The organism is Niastella sp. sgz303648 (assembly GCF_059587045.1).
Genome location: NZ_JCAPSW010000006.1, coordinates 79,980 through 95,703, shown reverse-complemented (window position 1 = coordinate 95,703; position 15,724 = coordinate 79,980). Strand labels below are relative to the sequence as shown.

Annotated in this window: 12 protein-coding genes; 3 read left to right on the top strand and 9 right to left on the bottom strand. The window is 44.4% G+C overall.

Going from position 1 to position 15,724, the window contains the following annotated elements; genetic code table 11:
- The 5 genes from dut to porU all read right to left on the bottom strand — a co-directional run bounded on the left by dut (window position 1) and on the right by porU (window position 6,962).
- On the bottom strand, window positions 1–444 hold the full coding sequence (gene dut / locus AC59IL_RS18605; protein ID WP_496553685.1) for a dUTP diphosphatase: 444 nt from the start codon (window positions 442–444) through the stop codon (window positions 1–3).
- An 89-nt stretch (window positions 445–533) separates the two neighbouring features.
- Window positions 534–1,496 (bottom strand): hypothetical protein, encoded by a 963-nt coding sequence (locus AC59IL_RS18600; protein WP_496553684.1) that lies wholly within the window; start codon window positions 1,494–1,496, stop codon window positions 534–536.
- A gap of 80 nt (window positions 1,497–1,576) precedes the next feature.
- Window positions 1,577–2,050: a 2-C-methyl-D-erythritol 2,4-cyclodiphosphate synthase gene (gene ispF, locus AC59IL_RS18595; RefSeq protein WP_496553683.1), complete on the bottom strand. Its 474-nt coding sequence runs from the start codon at window positions 2,048–2,050 to the stop codon at window positions 1,577–1,579.
- Window positions 2,051–2,259: 209 nt separating this feature from the next.
- A complete protein-coding gene (gene porV, locus AC59IL_RS18590; RefSeq protein ID WP_496553682.1) occupies window positions 2,260–3,432 on the bottom strand; it encodes a type IX secretion system outer membrane channel protein PorV in 1,173 nt (390 codons plus the stop codon).
- 167 nt (window positions 3,433–3,599) lie between these two features.
- A complete protein-coding gene (gene porU / locus AC59IL_RS18585) occupies window positions 3,600–6,962 on the bottom strand; it encodes a type IX secretion system sortase PorU (RefSeq protein WP_496553681.1) in 3,363 nt (1,120 codons plus the stop codon).
- A 331-nt stretch (window positions 6,963–7,293) separates the two neighbouring features.
- On the opposite strand from porU, the gene AC59IL_RS18580 reads away from it, so the two are divergent.
- The gene (locus AC59IL_RS18580; protein ID WP_496553680.1) at window positions 7,294–8,883 is read left to right on the top strand and encodes an SUMF1/EgtB/PvdO family nonheme iron enzyme; all 1,590 of its coding nucleotides are present in this window, start codon (window positions 7,294–7,296) and stop codon (window positions 8,881–8,883) included.
- A 188-nt stretch (window positions 8,884–9,071) separates the two neighbouring features.
- Window positions 9,072–10,352 (top strand): UDP-N-acetylmuramoyl-tripeptide--D-alanyl-D-alanine ligase, encoded by a 1,281-nt coding sequence (locus AC59IL_RS18575; RefSeq protein ID WP_496553679.1) that lies wholly within the window; start codon window positions 9,072–9,074, stop codon window positions 10,350–10,352.
- Here AC59IL_RS18575 and AC59IL_RS18570 read toward each other — a convergent pair.
- The 3 genes from AC59IL_RS18570 to AC59IL_RS18560 form a co-directional block, all read right to left on the bottom strand.
- Window positions 10,309–11,136 carry a CHAD domain-containing protein gene (locus tag AC59IL_RS18570; protein ID WP_496553678.1) on the bottom strand — a complete coding sequence of 276 codons (828 nt, stop codon included), beginning with the start codon at window positions 11,134–11,136 and terminating at the stop codon, window positions 10,309–10,311. The two genes, AC59IL_RS18575 and AC59IL_RS18570, sit on opposite strands and share 44 nt — an antisense overlap.
- Window positions 11,137–11,835: 699 nt before the next feature.
- Entirely contained in the window at window positions 11,836–12,999 is a 1,164-nt protein-coding gene (locus tag AC59IL_RS18565; protein ID WP_496553677.1) for an O-succinylhomoserine sulfhydrylase, read from the bottom strand.
- 346 nt (window positions 13,000–13,345) lie between these two features.
- Window positions 13,346–13,771 (bottom strand): OsmC family protein, encoded by a 426-nt coding sequence (locus AC59IL_RS18560; RefSeq protein ID WP_496553676.1) that lies wholly within the window; start codon window positions 13,769–13,771, stop codon window positions 13,346–13,348.
- Window positions 13,772–13,841: 70 nt separating this feature from the next.
- Between AC59IL_RS18560 and metX the strand changes: the two genes are divergently transcribed.
- A complete protein-coding gene (gene metX / locus AC59IL_RS18555) occupies window positions 13,842–14,855 on the top strand; it encodes a homoserine O-acetyltransferase MetX (protein WP_496553675.1) in 1,014 nt (337 codons plus the stop codon).
- A 133-nt stretch (window positions 14,856–14,988) separates the two neighbouring features.
- Here the strand turns inward: metX and AC59IL_RS18550 are convergent, their stop codons facing one another.
- Window positions 14,989–15,708: a DUF2490 domain-containing protein gene (locus AC59IL_RS18550; RefSeq protein ID WP_496553674.1), complete on the bottom strand. Its 720-nt coding sequence runs from the start codon at window positions 15,706–15,708 to the stop codon at window positions 14,989–14,991.
- Window positions 15,709–15,724: the final 16 nt, after the last annotated feature.

The following is a 15,724-nucleotide window of genomic DNA, read 5'->3' as shown; positions in this document are numbered from 1 at the left end:
TTAGGATTTACCGGTATGACCAAAGCCACCGTCGTGGCGTTTAGTTGCCGAAATTGATTTAACAGGTTTCCATTTTACCCGTTCCACTTCGTGTACAACCATCTGGGCAATGCGATCGCCGGGGTGAATGGTTTGCGGCTCCTGTGATAAGTTGATCAGAATGATCTTTATTTCGCCACGATAATCGGCATCAATGGTACCCGGACTATTCAAACAGGTAAGCCCCTGTTTTATAGCCAAACCGCTGCGTGGTCTGATCTGCGCTTCGTACCCTTTTGGCAACTCGATAAATAAACCGGTTGGTACTAAAAACCGTTCCAGCGGTTTTAAAACAAGCGGCGCCTCCAAATGTGCGCGGATATCCATTCCCGCCGCCTGATCGGTTGCATATTCGGGCAAGGGATTGGGCGACTGATTAATTATCCTGACTTTTACTTTTGACATGGCGCAAAAATACAGGAATGACCAAAACAATGTGCAAATATGCTCATGGGCTAATTTATTAATATGAAAGTATTAACGGTCGTACTGTTTTATGGTTCAGCGTGGGGGAAATTTCCATGTATAATCACGATACCGACATCTTTTTTTGAATATCCTGAAAAGTAATATTGCCTCCCCGATTTACCTGTAACCGGTTTTATTTTGCCGGCATGGTTTAACCGGTACACTTTCCCGTAATACATAAAACATTCGAACAGGTCGCTATACTGAGAAGATTCATCCATATTTATAAAAACAGGAGTATTGGCTTTACTATCAAAACCAACCAAAAAATCAGACCGGAACTGTTGTAACAGCATGCCCTTTTCAATAACCGGATCATATAAAATATAAAACGCAACGCCACATCCTATACCATTGCACTTTTCAATATTGCCGGTAAGAAAAAGGTATTCTTTGGTACCGAATTTTAACACGGCGCTCTCATCGGGGGAAATTTCCAGGCAATCAATGTAATACGTTCCCGATAAAGAAGTGTCTAACTCACGGCCGGGTCGCAATTCACGCCCGTTAATGTATAATTTTCTATATCCATATTCCTGAACATAACGCACAGTAATCACAAAACGGCTGCTTTTGTAAATGCTCCTGCGCAATACCGGATTTCCGTCTTTATCATTTGTTGAAATAAATTTTTCAGAAAAAGCAACCGGCGTTTTGGTTATACCGGTGGTGTCGATCAATGCAGCGATCATTTTATTGAAGTCCTCTCCTTTTTCATCTGTGGTGAACACTTTCACCGGCCGTATTGAAAATAAACTGTCGCGTTCATGTAAGGTATTCAGCGAATCCTGTATGCGAATTTGCTCCATATCGCGCGGCTTTACAACCGGATTGAATAATGCTAAACCGGTATCTGATTGTGTAGTAGTATCTGATGTTGTAGTTGTAGTTGTGGTTGTATCTGATACAGGGATTGAAACAGCGGGTTTGTTTCTGTGTAAACAGGAATAAGCCGTAGTAACAAGCAATAAAAAAAGAAGCTTTTTCATAGCTTCTTCTAAGTTATTATTTCAGTACGGGATGTGGTGGTTAAATATTCTCTAAAACCGTAAGGGCAAAAAGCGAACATTTAAATTTTTTCCAGCAATACATTCGCATACGCTACCAGTCCTTCTTCGCGGCCAACAAAGCCCATTTGTTCGGTGGTGGTGGCTTTTACCGATACATCGTCGATGGTTATTTCCAAAATACCGGCAATAACCCTTTGCATCTGGCTCGAATGTTTTTTTATTTTGGGCGCTTCGAGGCAAATTGATGAATCAACATTTACAACGCGATACCCTTTCGCCTTAATGAGGTCATAACTTTTTTGCAGTAATATTTTGCTGTCGATGTCTTTATAAGCCGCATCCGTATTGGGAAAATGCATGCCTATGTCGCCAAGGGCCAACGCACCCAGCAGCGCATCGCATATGGCGTGTAATAATACGTCGGCATCGCTATGCCCCAGGGCGCCTTTATGATGTGGAATTTTTACACCGCCAATCCATAAATCCCTGCCTTCAGTTAACTGATGAAAATCGATACCAAACCCTATTCGCATAATACAATTTGAAAATTAGCAAATTTGAAAATTTGAAAATGGAACCTGTAATTCATGTCACTCCTGCAAAACTACTGCAGCTGTTGCCTGCAAAATTGCACATTTCGCTAAGTAAATAAAAAAAGCGTTCTGATAAACAGAACGCTTAAATATAATCAGAAAAATAAGGCAACTACATTTTCAAATTACCTCATTTTCAAATTTTCAAATTATTGTTGTTCGCTACCCATTTCATCGAGGTCGAATATCAAACCAAAGCGCAGTGTGTTCGACAACGGATTGCGGTTAACACCTGAACCTGAAGGAACGAGGTAAGAAAAGTTCAAACCGAACACATTGTATTTAACACCTAAGCCAACAGTGAAATATTTACGGTTGCCTTTGTATTTATTTTCATAAAAATAACCTGCGCGAAAGAAAAACTGGTCGTTATATGAGTACTCTGAACCCACCGATAACTGCCACTCTTTCAACTCTTCTTTAAATCCGCCGGGAGCATCACCGAAAGAACTGAACCAGCTGTTTACTACCGTTTTGTTGCGGTAACCATAAACCAGCGCCGAATCCCTGCTGGGGTCGCCGGTAAAGCTGGGCGGTGTAGGCACCAGTAATTTATGCGCATCAAGACCAAAAGAAATTTTATTACTCTCATCAAAAGCCTTGGTATAAGTAGTACCTAAACTAAAGTTGGCAGGAATATAATCTTTTTGGGTAGCGTCATTGGTATAACCGATTTTGGTACCGAGGTTGCTTAAAGTAGCGCCGAAATTCCAGCCCTGACCAATGTCGTTCTGGCCGTTATAAAAGAAAGAAATATCGCCGGCGTATGCATTACCGGGTTTGTAGGTGGTACCGGTTTGGGCCAGGTTACCGGCCAGGTTTGAACGAATATAACGCAGGGCAACACCCAAACTTATTTTATCTGATAGCTTACGGGTATAACCGAAATCGATACCAAATTCGCGCGGACGGCCTTCACCGAAATCATTTCCGCTTCCATCGGTAAACTGAATATTACCCAGGCTGAAATAGCGAATTGAACCGGCTATTGCCTCATCATCAGATAATTTATAATAACCCGAAAGTGCCAGCAGATAAACATCATTTAACCCGAGGTCTTTTAACCAGGGAGTGTATGTTAAACCTACGCTGAAGTTCTTTTGTGCAAAAGGAATTTTAGCAAGATTCCAGAATGCTGAGTTGGCATCGGGTGAAGTGGCTACTCCTAAATCGCCCATACCACCGGCACGGGCATCGGGAGAAATCCTTAAAAAAGGAACAGCAGTTGTGACTACATTAATAGTATCAGTCTGAGCTTTTAAGCAATTGCCTTCTATCAACAGGAACATAAAGGCAGTTAGTTTCAAGATGTTTCGTTTCATTTTTTTGAATTGTCTTTAAGGTCAACCCGCTCAACGTTTTTAATAGCGTGGACTGGGCAGGATTTTTCTCTGCTTTGTTTAAAGCCTGTTGAGGCGGAACATTAATAATTTAGGGTAAAATTTCCTGTCGATAGATTGGCTAAAATAAGTATTTTCAATAAATAGAGCTATAATATAAACAACTTTTCGAGCTTTTCCGCTGCTTTACCGTCTGATGATTGTACCCTCAACCGGTAAAAATATACACCGCGGCCGATTTTACTACCATATTCATCCCTGCCATCCCATTCCACGTCACTCGAACGGTTTCCGGTCGAAAATATTGTTCTTCGCATTGATTTTACTACTTTTCCAGTAATGGTATATATTTGAATTTGTATAATAAGTTCATCGCCCGGCCTGTTGTGTTCGAACCAAAAAGTGGTATGTGTAGTGAACGGATTCGGGTAATTTAATACATGATCCAATTTAAAATCCTGCTGCGCTACAACGTTAAAATCAAGCGTTGCCTGCCCTGAATTATTGGCCACATCCCATGCCTTTATAGTTAATGTATGCATGCCCGGCGTTAAAACCGGCATCTGAAACCGCACCGTGCCGTGCCTGTAATTGTTCAGCTCACTTTCATAAAACTCATTCAGTACAAAAGAATTTTTTTGATCGTTGTCAAGAATAGCAACGAGGTCATGCCCGATGCCCGTACCCATAATATTTATGCCCGATGAATCGGCCAGCTTCAGCAGCAATATCGGCCGGTCGTTTGTTATGCTGCCGTTTACAAACTTTTCGTCGTTTAACCAGGCCTTTATAACAGGCCCCTGCTGGTCGTTCACGCCACTACCCGACCCCCCTATTATAATATTCGATAAAAAGCCATTGCCATCTTTGCTTCCGTTATCGGCATAATAACTGATTTTTCCATTACCATATTGATAACTGATATCCTTAGGTACTATAAAACTATAGCTAAAACGGCCATTGCTTACCTGCGCCTTGCCTTTAAAAAGAATATTTTTCTGCACCTGAAAAGGAACAGGTGTGCTGCCGGGATCATTGCCCAGGGTTGTTACGGTTTGTACCTTATCGAAAACAGTGGGATATATAGTACCGTTAAAATCGTTGAGCAGATTACCGGCTTTATCTTCAACAACGCCGCTGACGCTGTATTCCGACAAAGCTTTTAACGTATCGGGGGTAGCGGTCAACGTTATTCCATTTATAGCCGTAGTTCTTACACGATAAACCGGAAAAGCCAGTGTTACAGCAGGATCGCCCAGCAATGTAAACTTGCGGTTGTTTACCACATCAGATAAAAAATTATAGGTCGTATTCTTGGCCAGTTTTACAGCATCGCCTAAGCTGCGGTAGCTGCTGTCGGCATTCTTTTGAAAAGCCGTTTTCAGGTAATTTTCATTCATGATGCGGTTGCTGAAGGCAAAAACCAGCCGGGTGGTGGTCATTAAGGCAATGGCGCCTGTTTTTTCGCGCAGCAAAAGATTTTCGCCTATTGAACTTATCAGCGGATTGTCGTACGGCGCCACATCGCAGGTAGCTGTTATAAATAAAGGCAGTTTTTGCGCATTGTTGAACGAATTGATGATGTCCTGATCAAGTACCACCTCTTCGGCCAGCCGGCGGTAACCGCCATGCCCCGTATAGTTCCATACCAGGGTACCGCTGAATATTTTATTATTGATGGCCTGGTTTACGGCCGGGTAACGGCTGCCGGCCGAGCCGCTCTGTTGCTGAAACGCATCGAGGTAAATTTTATCGATGTTCTCAACCGGGTCGGCGGTGGTTACTGCCGAGGTCATTACTTCTGCATCCTGCAGGTGCAGGTTGTTGTCTTCGTCATCGGCCACAAAGGTGCATTCGTTTCGCCAGGGCCCTAAACTTTTAGGGTCGTGATAGCTGATGATCTTATCAACAATGGATTGCGCTTCGCGTTCATTTTTGGCAGGAATGCGGCCGATACCGATATCGAGCTGATAAACACCGGTGCCGTTGATGTCGTCATTATCGTTCAGAAAACCAAAAAAGTCGTCGGAGGTATAGGTCGATAGCGGATCAACCGACTCGGGACTTTCCCAGGCGGGAACCAGGTTGGTATTATTGGTAATGCGGGTTTTGTAATCGAATGAAGCATCGCCAAACAGCAGCAGGTAACGTGGGCTTTTGGTAGAATCACCATTGGCCCTGTCGAAGTACATCTTTACAAAATCACGGATGGCCGCGGGGTCGGGCGAGCCCGATGAAAATTCATTATATACCTGATTAACAGTTACTACGGTGGTGTTCAGGTTGTCGTGCTGCCGGTGAAATTGTGCCAACCGTTGGGCCTGTGCCAGCAGATCGGGGTGAGTTACAATAATAAAATTGGCAGGCGATCCGCCGTGCAGATTTTGATTAGGCACTGGTCCGGCAGCCACCGGTGTTAAAAAGCCGGTATTGTTAAAGGCGATGTACTCGTGCAGACGGCTGCAATCGTTCACAAACCGCCAGTCGGTACCAGTGAGGTTGCCCTGCATACGTACCGGTTCGCGAGTGTTGGTAATATCCCAAACCTGCAGGGCGGAAGTGGCATTTTTTATGATAAAACTGCCCACATTTCCGGAGCCTACACTGTTCCAGTCGCGAAAGGGTAACTGGTTTATGCCGTTCATCGACAGGTCGGCCCGGGCAAATACTTCGAACCAGTTTAACCAGCCCTGGCTGTTTGAGCTGCCTGAATAATCGATCCTCACCGAAAGCGGTGAAGTGGCCGCGAATGGGGCCGATGACTGGCCGGCCTGAGCAAACAGGTCATAATTGCCGGTGCCCGTAGCAGGCACATCAACGGTTGTTACAGACTGATTATTAATGCGTACGGTAAAGCGGGCATTGGTACCGAAGGAGCGCGCCACACAGGCGGCAGTAACCGAACCCGACCCTGATACATTGGGAAGATTAACTGAGTAGGTACGGGTGAGCGTTTTACCGGGGGCATCGGAAAATTCTTCGCCATACCATTGCCGGCCGCTGCTTAAAAAGTTTACCGTATCCAGCTCATAAAACCAGCTGCCGGTATACTGGGTAATGGTGGTATTTGCCGGTGTAGCAGAATTGGCCGTAGCGATTCTTTTTCCGTTAGAACCAACAGTTAAAAAATACGATGCGGTTTCGCTGTATACGTTTTTTTGATGATGAAAGGTTTTATTGACTGAATCTTTAATCCATGCATGGGGACCGGGAGCGTAAAAAAGGATGTAATCGGCGCCATTCAGCAGGCCGTCGCCCCCATCTTCGACCCAAATGGCATTTTCAACTAGGTCATCGGCTTTGGGATCACCTGCTTTTTCGGGCAGCATTTGGCCGCCATTGCCAAATAACCGAACAGATGAGGAAGATAAGGAAGATGTATTTACGCCGAGGGCGTTCAGAAAAGGAAGGTCGATTTTATAAATGCCTGGTGCGCTTATATTTATTTTATACCAGTTACCCAGCGCCAACACCGAATTGGCCGTATATACACGTTGGGATAAGGCCGGCATGTAATTTATTATTACAAATATGCCTGCCATCATAAGGCGGATAACAGGGCTGCAAATCATTCGTTCAAAAATAAGTGATTTCGACCTACGCGACCAATAACATTTTTTTCTATATTTTTCGTGACACAGGGTATATTCTACCAATAGGGCCAATTTCTAAATAGTATCTTAAATTATGGCACCTAAAACAGGCTGGTAAACAGGTTGTTTTAACAAAATCAGGTATATTCGCCCTCCCTATGAAGTTTGTGGAAAAGCAATAAAAAATCCGTACAATATTTGCTTTACTATAGCGTTTAACCAAATTGAACCAAAGGTAAAAGTCATCAAAATGAATTTGAAAAACCTATTTATCGTATTATCCTGCGCGGCTGCAGTTTCTTCCTGTAAGTCGTCAGCGTCCAAATCCGGAAAGTCGGACGTAACGGGCTGGAATTACAATGACAAGAACATGGGCGGATACCAGGTATCCCACGAAAAGGAACAACGTACCGGTCCGGGCCTGGTGTTTGTTCAGGGTGGTACTTTTACCATGGGTGCCACTGAAGAAGATGTTATGGGTGACTGGAATAACATTCCTACCCGTAAAACAGTAAACTCATTTTACATCGATCGTACCGAAGTAGCCAATATACACTACCGCGAATACCTGTACTGGGTAAACATGGTTTTTGATGGCGATGAATTTAAAGATGTAAGAGCAGGTGCATTGCCCGATACCCTGGTATGGCGCAGTGAGCTGGCTTACAACGAGCCCTTGGTTGAATATTATTTCCGCCACCCCTCTTATAACTACTACCCTGTTGTGGGTGTAACCTGGAGGCAGGCACATGACTTTTGCTTATGGCGCGGCGACCGCGTAAACGAAAAGGCATTGCTTGATAAAGGATTTATCAACAAAAGCAGTCTTAAAAATATACAGGGACAAGGCGGCGAGTCATTCAATACCAAAGCGTATTTGCTTGGCTTAACCACGCCTACTCCCGGTAACCAGGTTCGTTCTAAAAAGAACCCTTTAAAAAATCCCAATGGTACGCCCAGAACTACCGTTTCGTTCGAAGATGGTATTCTGTTACCGAACTACCGCCTGCCAACAGAGGCTGAGTGGGAATACGCTGCCCTGGGTTTGGTTGGTCAAAACCCTAACCCCAGTCGTAAAGAAGGAAACCGTGGTGAAGAGTTGATTACCAACAAACAGGTATATAGCTGGACACAAAACGTAAATGGTTTGCGCGATAGCCGTCGTGGAACCTGGCAGGGTACCTTCCTCGCCAACTTCAAGCGTGGAAACGGTGATAACATGGGTGTGGCCGGTGGTTTGAACGACCGCGCTGTATACACTGCACCGGTAACTTCTTTCTACCCCAACTCATTTGGTTTGTATAATATGTCGGGTAACGTTAGCGAGTGGGTAGGTGATATCTACCGTCCGCTGTCGCCCACCGATGAAGATGATATTTCTCCTTATCGTGGTAACAAATACCAAAACGTTTACCGCAATAAAGATGGTGAGTTTGAAAAAGATAGCTTAGGCCGCGTAAAAACAGTTTTTGTAACTGATGAAGAAAGCAAAAACCGCCGCAACTATCAAAAAGGTAATGTAATCAACTACCTCGATGGTGACTCACTGATCAGCGGTGTTGGTTATGGCGGCATGGATGTTGCTGAAAACGCGAAAGCCGGCCGTGGTTATGGTGTAACCACTCTCATCAGCGATAAATCGAGAGTAATTAAAGGTGGTAGCTGGAACGACCGTCCTTACTGGTTAAGCCCAGGCACCCGCCGTTACATGGAAGAAGATCAGGGAAGCTCAACAGTAGGTTTCCGTTGCGCTATGGATCGCCTTGGTAGCCCTGAAGGTAACGGACGCAAAACCGGTATCGATTATCCGAAACGCCGTCAAAATACCCGCAAACGATAAATGGAGTATTCAAATTAGTAAAAGGCCATCCACGAAAGTGGGTGGCTTTTTTGTTGGTGAATGGTGAATGGTCAATAGTCAATCGGCAGCACTCCCTATTCACCATTGACCATTCACCATTGACCATTCACGACCTCCCCCTATTTCTTACTTCTTGTTCCTTGCAACTTGTGCCTTAAATTTGTCCTATGACCATTGCTCAACTTTACAATATATACCGGCAATATCCTTCGGTACAAACCGATACCCGGAAACTGAAAAAAGGCGATATATTTTTTGCATTGAAAGGACCGAATTTCAACGCTAACCAGTTTGCCAATGCAGCGCTTGAAGCAGGATCGGCCTATGCAGTAGTAGATGAAGCACCAGCCACTGCCGACAGCCGAATAATAGTTGTAGATGATGTGCTGACCACGCTGCAGCAACTGGCCAAATACCACCGGCAGCAATTTAATATTCCATTTATAGCTATTACGGGCAGCAATGGCAAAACCACTACCAAAGAACTGGTGCATGCAGTGCTGAGCGCCTCCTACATTACCTACACCACCCAGGGCAATCTGAATAATCATATAGGCATACCCCTTACCATTTTATCGATTAAGTACGATGCGCAAATGGCGGTGATAGAAATGGGCGCCAATCACCTGAAAGAAATTGCCGGCTATTGCGAATACGCACAGCCCACACACGGCATTATTACCAACTGCGGCAAAGCACATCTCGAAGGTTTTGGCAGCATTGAAGGTGTTCGCAAGGCCAAAGGCGAACTGTACGATTTTTTACGCACACACAACGGAACTGCTTTTGTAATGTGGGATTACGATTACCTGCAAACTATGAGCAAGGGCATACCAACCGTTGTAAAATACGGTACAACGGGCGACGCTGATATTACCGGCACGGTTAAACAAAGCGAGCCGTTTTTAAGTGTGGCTATTTCAAAAGGGGCCGGTTTACCTGCAATTCAAACCCAACTGGTTGGTTCATATAACCTGCCGAATGTACTGGTTGCGGTAACAGCGGGTAAATATTTTAATGTGCCCGACGAAAAAATAAAAACAGCGATTGAAAAGTATACACCCTCCAACAGCCGCTCGCAGTTGATTGAAAAAAACGGCAACAAATTTATTCTGGATGCCTACAATGCCAATCCCACCAGCATGAAGGCTGCTATTGAAAACTTCGCAGGTATACACGCAAAACAAAAAGTATTAATGCTGGGCGGTATGGCCGAACTGGGAAGTGAAAGCGTACAGGAGCATGAAGCCATTATTAACTTAATTAAGCAATATAACTGGCACGAAGTAGTGATGGTAGGCGGCGACTTTTTAAAAATCGATCATCCCTATAAAAAAATGGCCAATGCCGCCGAAGCTGCTGCCTGGTTTCAAAAGCAACAATTTACCGATACCTACTTTTTAATTAAAGGGTCAAGGAGTATGCAAATGGAAAAGGTGCTGGGGTAAGCGTCTGCACCTCCTGCAGCATTTTCTTTTGCTGTTCTTCTTTTTGATGAACCCAGTTTTGTTGCAGCTGTTGCAACAGGGATTTTTCATTGTTCATACGCTCGTTCAGGCAAAGCGTTTGCAACAACGAAACGGCCAAACAGCAGTCGTTGAAATCGCCCAAACGGACGGCCATATCGCTCAGCTTTTTTTCGTTTATATATTCGTGTAGGGGAAAAGACGTTTTCAGATCGTGCTCGTAAATGCGAATAACATAAATAATATCCTTCAGATGCTTGCGAATGGTATGCAGGTCTTTTTCGTTATCAGCCGCCAGTAAAACAATATGAACAGCAGCTATCTTTTGCTGCATGAATTTTCGCAGGGTATCTGTCTTTAAATGACCGGGCAATTCTTTTTTAATTGATTGAATAACTTTTTTGAATTGTATATCCTCAATCGCCTGTACCGCCTGTTCTTTACAGGCAAATAATTGTTGGTTGCAGCACTTACAATAAAAAGGCAATGACGCAACATCGGTTGCATTGCCAATTTGCACCAAAAATAATTGCAGATCTCTTACTTTACCCGAGGTTTGATAAACGGCTTTCAGCTTATCGGGTATTTGCAAATCACCGGCATCAGGCTCAAGCTGAAGCAACCGCAAAAAGGCCCTGATCTTTTTATAACCCACACGCAGATCGTGAATAGCTGACTGATCAAAATTACCGGGCACACGATCGCTGTGTTTTTCAATTTGTTCAATGTACCTGTTAACTACATCTTCCAGCGCCTGCCGTTTCATATCCCTTCTTTTACCTATAAGGTACGATTTTCTTTAGTTCAGGTAAAAAAGAAACGGGTTGGAGAACCAACCCGTTTTACCAGCTCAATTTTTAAAACTTTTATTATGAAAAAGAATCTGCTTCAAAAGTACAGTGGCAGGCACAACCGCTTTATGATGAATAACATGCATTTTACTGATTGCGGTTAGGATTTTGAAAACCCAAAATTGAAGTATAACACCTGCATAGTTGCGGCAACAACCAAATACAGGACCTTCTACCCAAAAGCCTGTCAAATTTGAGGATAACTCACAGATAAGCCAGAGATAACCCACATATAAGCCACATCTTTAAAGATCTGACTTATCACTGGCTTGACTGTAATTTATAACTTGATTATCCATAAATCACACCGTTTGCAGGCTTATCCCTGCTTTGCCTTAGGCTAATATAAACAGCGCATTTGCAATACCATTGATGTGAAATTTTTTTGCAGGCGGGAAAAAGTAACTTTTAGAATAGCTATAAAAAAAAGAAACGGGATGGAGAACCAACCCGTTTACCAGCTCAATTTTTAAAACTTTTTATTATGAAAAAGAATCAGATCAAAGGTACCTTGCAAAAAGACCCACTTTTATGATAACTAACATCAAAAATCATGATTTCGGTCATTTAGAAAAAATGAGCCACTCTTTGGAGAGTGACTCACCATTAGGTCCTTAACACTTATCCAGCGCCTGGCGAATATCATTAATTATGTCGTCAGCATGCTCTAAACCAACGGAGATACGTATTAAACCCGGTGTAATATTTACAGCCAGGCGCTCATCCTCGGTGAGCTTGGCATGTGTAGTGCTCGCCGGATGCGAGGCAATGCTTTTGGTATCGCCAAGGTTGGCGGTGAGCGACAGCATTTGCAGACTATCTAAAAACTTACGGCCGCTTTGTAAACCGCCTGCCAGCTCAAAACAAACAATACCGCCCCCGTTTTTCATTTGCTTTACGGCGATGTTGTGTTGCGGATGACTGGGCAAAAAAGGATATTTAAGCCACTTGATCTTTGCATGACCTTCCAGCGCTTTGGCCAGTTGCAGGGCATTGTTGCCATGGCGTTCCATGCGCACATCGAGCGTTTCAAGACTTTTGCTCAATACCCATGCATTGAAAGCCGATAAAGCCGGCCCTGTACTGCGGCAAAATAAATAGATGTCGTGAATGAGCTCTTTTTTGCCCACTATAACGCCGCCGAGCACGCGCCCCTGCCCATCGATCCATTTGGTGGCCGAATGCACTACGAGGTCGGCGCCGAAGTCGATCGGACGCTGGTTTACCGGTGTAGCAAAACAGTTATCGACATTAAAAATAAGTTTGTGCTTTTTGGCAATGGCCGATGCTGCTGCAAGGTCAATAATATCTAAACCGGGATTGGTAGGCGTTTCAACATATATCATTTTGGTATTGGGGCGTACGGCTTTTTCCCATTCTTCGGGTTTATCGGCCGGCACATACGTATACTCGATACCAAATTTGGGAAGGTATTTGGTTATAACGGTGTGGGTGCTGCCAAAGATGGCATTGCACGATATCAGGTGATCGCCTTTTTTCAGCAGCGCCATAAACGAAGCAAAAATGGCACTCATACCCGATGCGGTGGCATAACCGGCCTCGGCGCCTTCGAGGGCGCACATTCTGTCGGTAAACTCCTGCACCGTGGGGTTGCTGAAACGGCTGTAAATATTATCATTGGTTTCATCGGCAAAGGCCGCCCGCATGTCTTCGGCATTATCGAAGCAAAAGCTGCTGGTTAAAAACAGGGGCGACGAGTGCTCCATTTCATTGGTACGATCGGTATGAATGCGTATTGCTTTTGTTATGGGATGCATGAGAACAGTTTATTGTTTGTGGTTTGTAGTTTGTGGTTGCTGCCGCACTTTAAAAAGTCATCTGTTTCCAGTTACCAGTTACCAGCTACCTGTTTCCTGTTACCGGTTGCCAATTGCCTATTGCCTGTTGCCTATTGCCAATTGCCAGTTGCCGGTTGCCAGTTGCGGTTTGCCTCCCCCCGGAAACGCCTCTGATATATTTGATATACTATTACCTGTTGATTATTTATTTTTTCAATGCCGGGCATTGTTCAGAACGCTGAAGAGTGCGACGCAACGGAAGCTTAATAATGCAACAAAAGTCCGGTACCCACTTCTTCATTCAACATTTAATATTCAATATTCATCATTTCTGATTAACCCTTACCTCCCACTTCAGCTCACCTCCGGCGCGACGTAAGGTTTCGGCAACGGAGCAATATTTATCCATCGACAATTCGCAGGCCCTTTTGGCTTTATCGGGGTCGATATTACCGGTTAATTCAAACACAATGGTAACATTTTTCCAAAGTGAGGGCTCTTTGCCGGCTTCGCGCTCGCCTTCGATCTTCATACTGAAATTTTCGATGGTTTGGCGCTGTTTTTTAAGTATGGAAACGATATCGATGCCGCTGCAGCCGCCTAAACCCATCAGCAGCATTTGCATGGGTCGAACGCCAAAATTAGTGCCTCCGCCATCGGGGCTGGTATCAATGCGTACGGTATGTCCCAAAGTGTCTTTTGCCTCAAATCCATAGTCGCCATTAACCCTTTCCAGCTCAATTTTAATCATGTTAAAGATTTTTGCAAATGTAATTCATGCAGGCATTTACTTTGCACCCTGAATTTATAGCCAGGGGCCAATGAAGTATTTTGAATATAAGCAACCTTTTAAACTCGAAAACGGGCAACAATTGCCCTCCTTAACCATTGCATATCATACATATGGCACGTTGAATGCCGCAAAAAACAACGTGATTTGGGTATGTCATGCGCTTACCGCCAACTCCGACGCCGCCGACTGGTGGCAGGGAGTGGTAGGATCCGGCTGTGTAATTAACCCCGAAAAGTACTTTATTGTTTGCGCCAATATATTGGGTTCGTGCTACGGAACAACCGGTCCGCTGAGCATCAACCCGCAAACCGGCCAGCCCTGGTGCCATCAGTTTCCACTGATCACCATCCGAGATATGGTAAATGCCCATATTTTGCTGCGCCGGCACCTGGGCATCGACTCCATTCATTTATTAATGGGCGGCAGTATGGGCGCTTACCAGGCCATGGAATGGAGCCTGACGGAAAAAAACGTGATCGAACGCCTGTTTTTGCTGGCTACCTCCCCTTCCGAAAGTGCCTGGGGCATTGCCGTACATACTACCCAGCGGCTGGCCATTGAGGCCGATTGCACCTGGAAGCAAAATACCCCCGATGCCGGTCAAAAAGGCCTGAAAGCCGCCCGCGCCGTTGGCATGCTTACCTACCGCAATTACGGCATTATGGTGCAAAAACAAACCGATACCGATACCGAAAAGCTGGATAATTACAAAGCCTCGTCATATATCGATTACCAGGGCGATAAACTGGTTAAACGTTTTAATGCCTACAGCTACTGGCTGCTTACCAAAGCCATGGACAGCCACCATATTGCCCGCGGCCGTGGCGGCAATACCGAGGTGGTTTTACACTCCATTCAGCAAAAAACGCTGCTTATTGGCATTACCAGCGATATTCTTTGTCCGCTCGAAGAACAACGCCATATGCAACTGCACCTGCCCAACAGTACACTGATCGAAATCGACTCTGCCTACGGCCACGATGGCTTTATGGTAGAAGTAGTAAAGATCAGTGAGGTGCTGAAGAAGTGGCTGGAGAGTTAGAGGGTTCCATACACCGCCCGTGGTACTTTCATAGTACTTCCGTAGACCCTCCGTATTTCTCTCAGAGTTCCCTGTGTCAGTGCCGTTCACAGATAAATTCGTTTTGCCTAAAAATACCCTGCCTACCGCAGGCTCAGGTCTTCTTCCTCAAATCAAGATTATGAAGGTAGAATATTCGAACGGCGTGTATGCTACGGTATTTGTTTCCTGCCGATAATTGCTGAAACAGATTCATATAGCCTATCTGGAACTGATCGGCGCCCCATGTTTTATAGGCAAACCCTGCAAAAATGCGGTTTTGATCAAAGTAATTATTTACGATCTGTTTGCCGAAATTGATCATTATTTCATCAGCGGCTACAAAAGACAGTCTGTCGAATAGTATTTTCTTCAGCGGTATTTGTACCTGATAATTGTACCGGATACGATAATTAAACGCATATCCGTTTCTCAGGGTTGAGTCGTTTAATATATTATGCCGGTACCTTTCTTCAAGCCGCAATCTTTGTAAAGCGGTAACATTACCATACTCGTTTTGCCAATTTAATTGCTGATAGAGCCTGTGCTCAGGCTGAGCAATATTTTTATGCCCATCATCGGGATAATGATCAAAATACGCATAGCCTGCCGTAATTCTCAACAAATCGTTCAGGTAATAAATAATGCCTGCACGAACAGCCGACTGGTAAAAGCCATTAAAAAAATCATCTTTCGTTCTTAGGTTAGCGTCGATGGCAATGCCCCATTTACGGCTCAGCCGGGTGTGGTTCAAATAACCCAGCCATACCTGTTGGTAAGAGGTTGTTTGTTTTGTTTGTGCAACAGAAAATTCAACCAGGAAAACTACCGTCAAAAGAAAGTACCATCTT

What these genes read in the sequence shown, in the direction of transcription:
- dut (WP_496553685.1), bottom strand. Translation starts at nt 444, where the DNA reads ATGTCAAAAGTAAAAGTCAGGATAATTAATCAGTCGCCCAATCCCTTG.
- AC59IL_RS18600 (WP_496553684.1), bottom strand. Translation starts at nt 1,496, where the DNA reads ATGAAAAAGCTTCTTTTTTTATTGCTTGTTACTACGGCTTATTCCTGT.
- ispF (WP_496553683.1), bottom strand. Translation starts at nt 2,050, where the DNA reads ATGCGAATAGGGTTTGGTATCGATTTTCATCAGTTAACTGAAGGCAGG.
- porV (WP_496553682.1), bottom strand. Translation starts at nt 3,432, where the DNA reads ATGAAACGAAACATCTTGAAACTAACTGCCTTTATGTTCCTGTTGATA.
- porU (WP_496553681.1), bottom strand. Translation starts at nt 6,962, where the DNA reads ATGCCGGCCTTATCCCAACGTGTATATACGGCCAATTCGGTGTTGGCG.
- AC59IL_RS18580 (WP_496553680.1), top strand. Translation starts at nt 7,294, where the DNA reads ATGAATTTGAAAAACCTATTTATCGTATTATCCTGCGCGGCTGCAGTT.
- AC59IL_RS18575 (WP_496553679.1), top strand. Translation starts at nt 9,072, where the DNA reads ATGACCATTGCTCAACTTTACAATATATACCGGCAATATCCTTCGGTA.
- AC59IL_RS18570 (WP_496553678.1), bottom strand. Translation starts at nt 11,136, where the DNA reads ATGAAACGGCAGGCGCTGGAAGATGTAGTTAACAGGTACATTGAACAA.
- AC59IL_RS18565 (WP_496553677.1), bottom strand. Translation starts at nt 12,999, where the DNA reads ATGCATCCCATAACAAAAGCAATACGCATTCATACCGATCGTACCAAT.
- AC59IL_RS18560 (WP_496553676.1), bottom strand. Translation starts at nt 13,771, where the DNA reads ATGATTAAAATTGAGCTGGAAAGGGTTAATGGCGACTATGGATTTGAG.
- metX (WP_496553675.1), top strand. Translation starts at nt 13,842, where the DNA reads ATGAAGTATTTTGAATATAAGCAACCTTTTAAACTCGAAAACGGGCAA.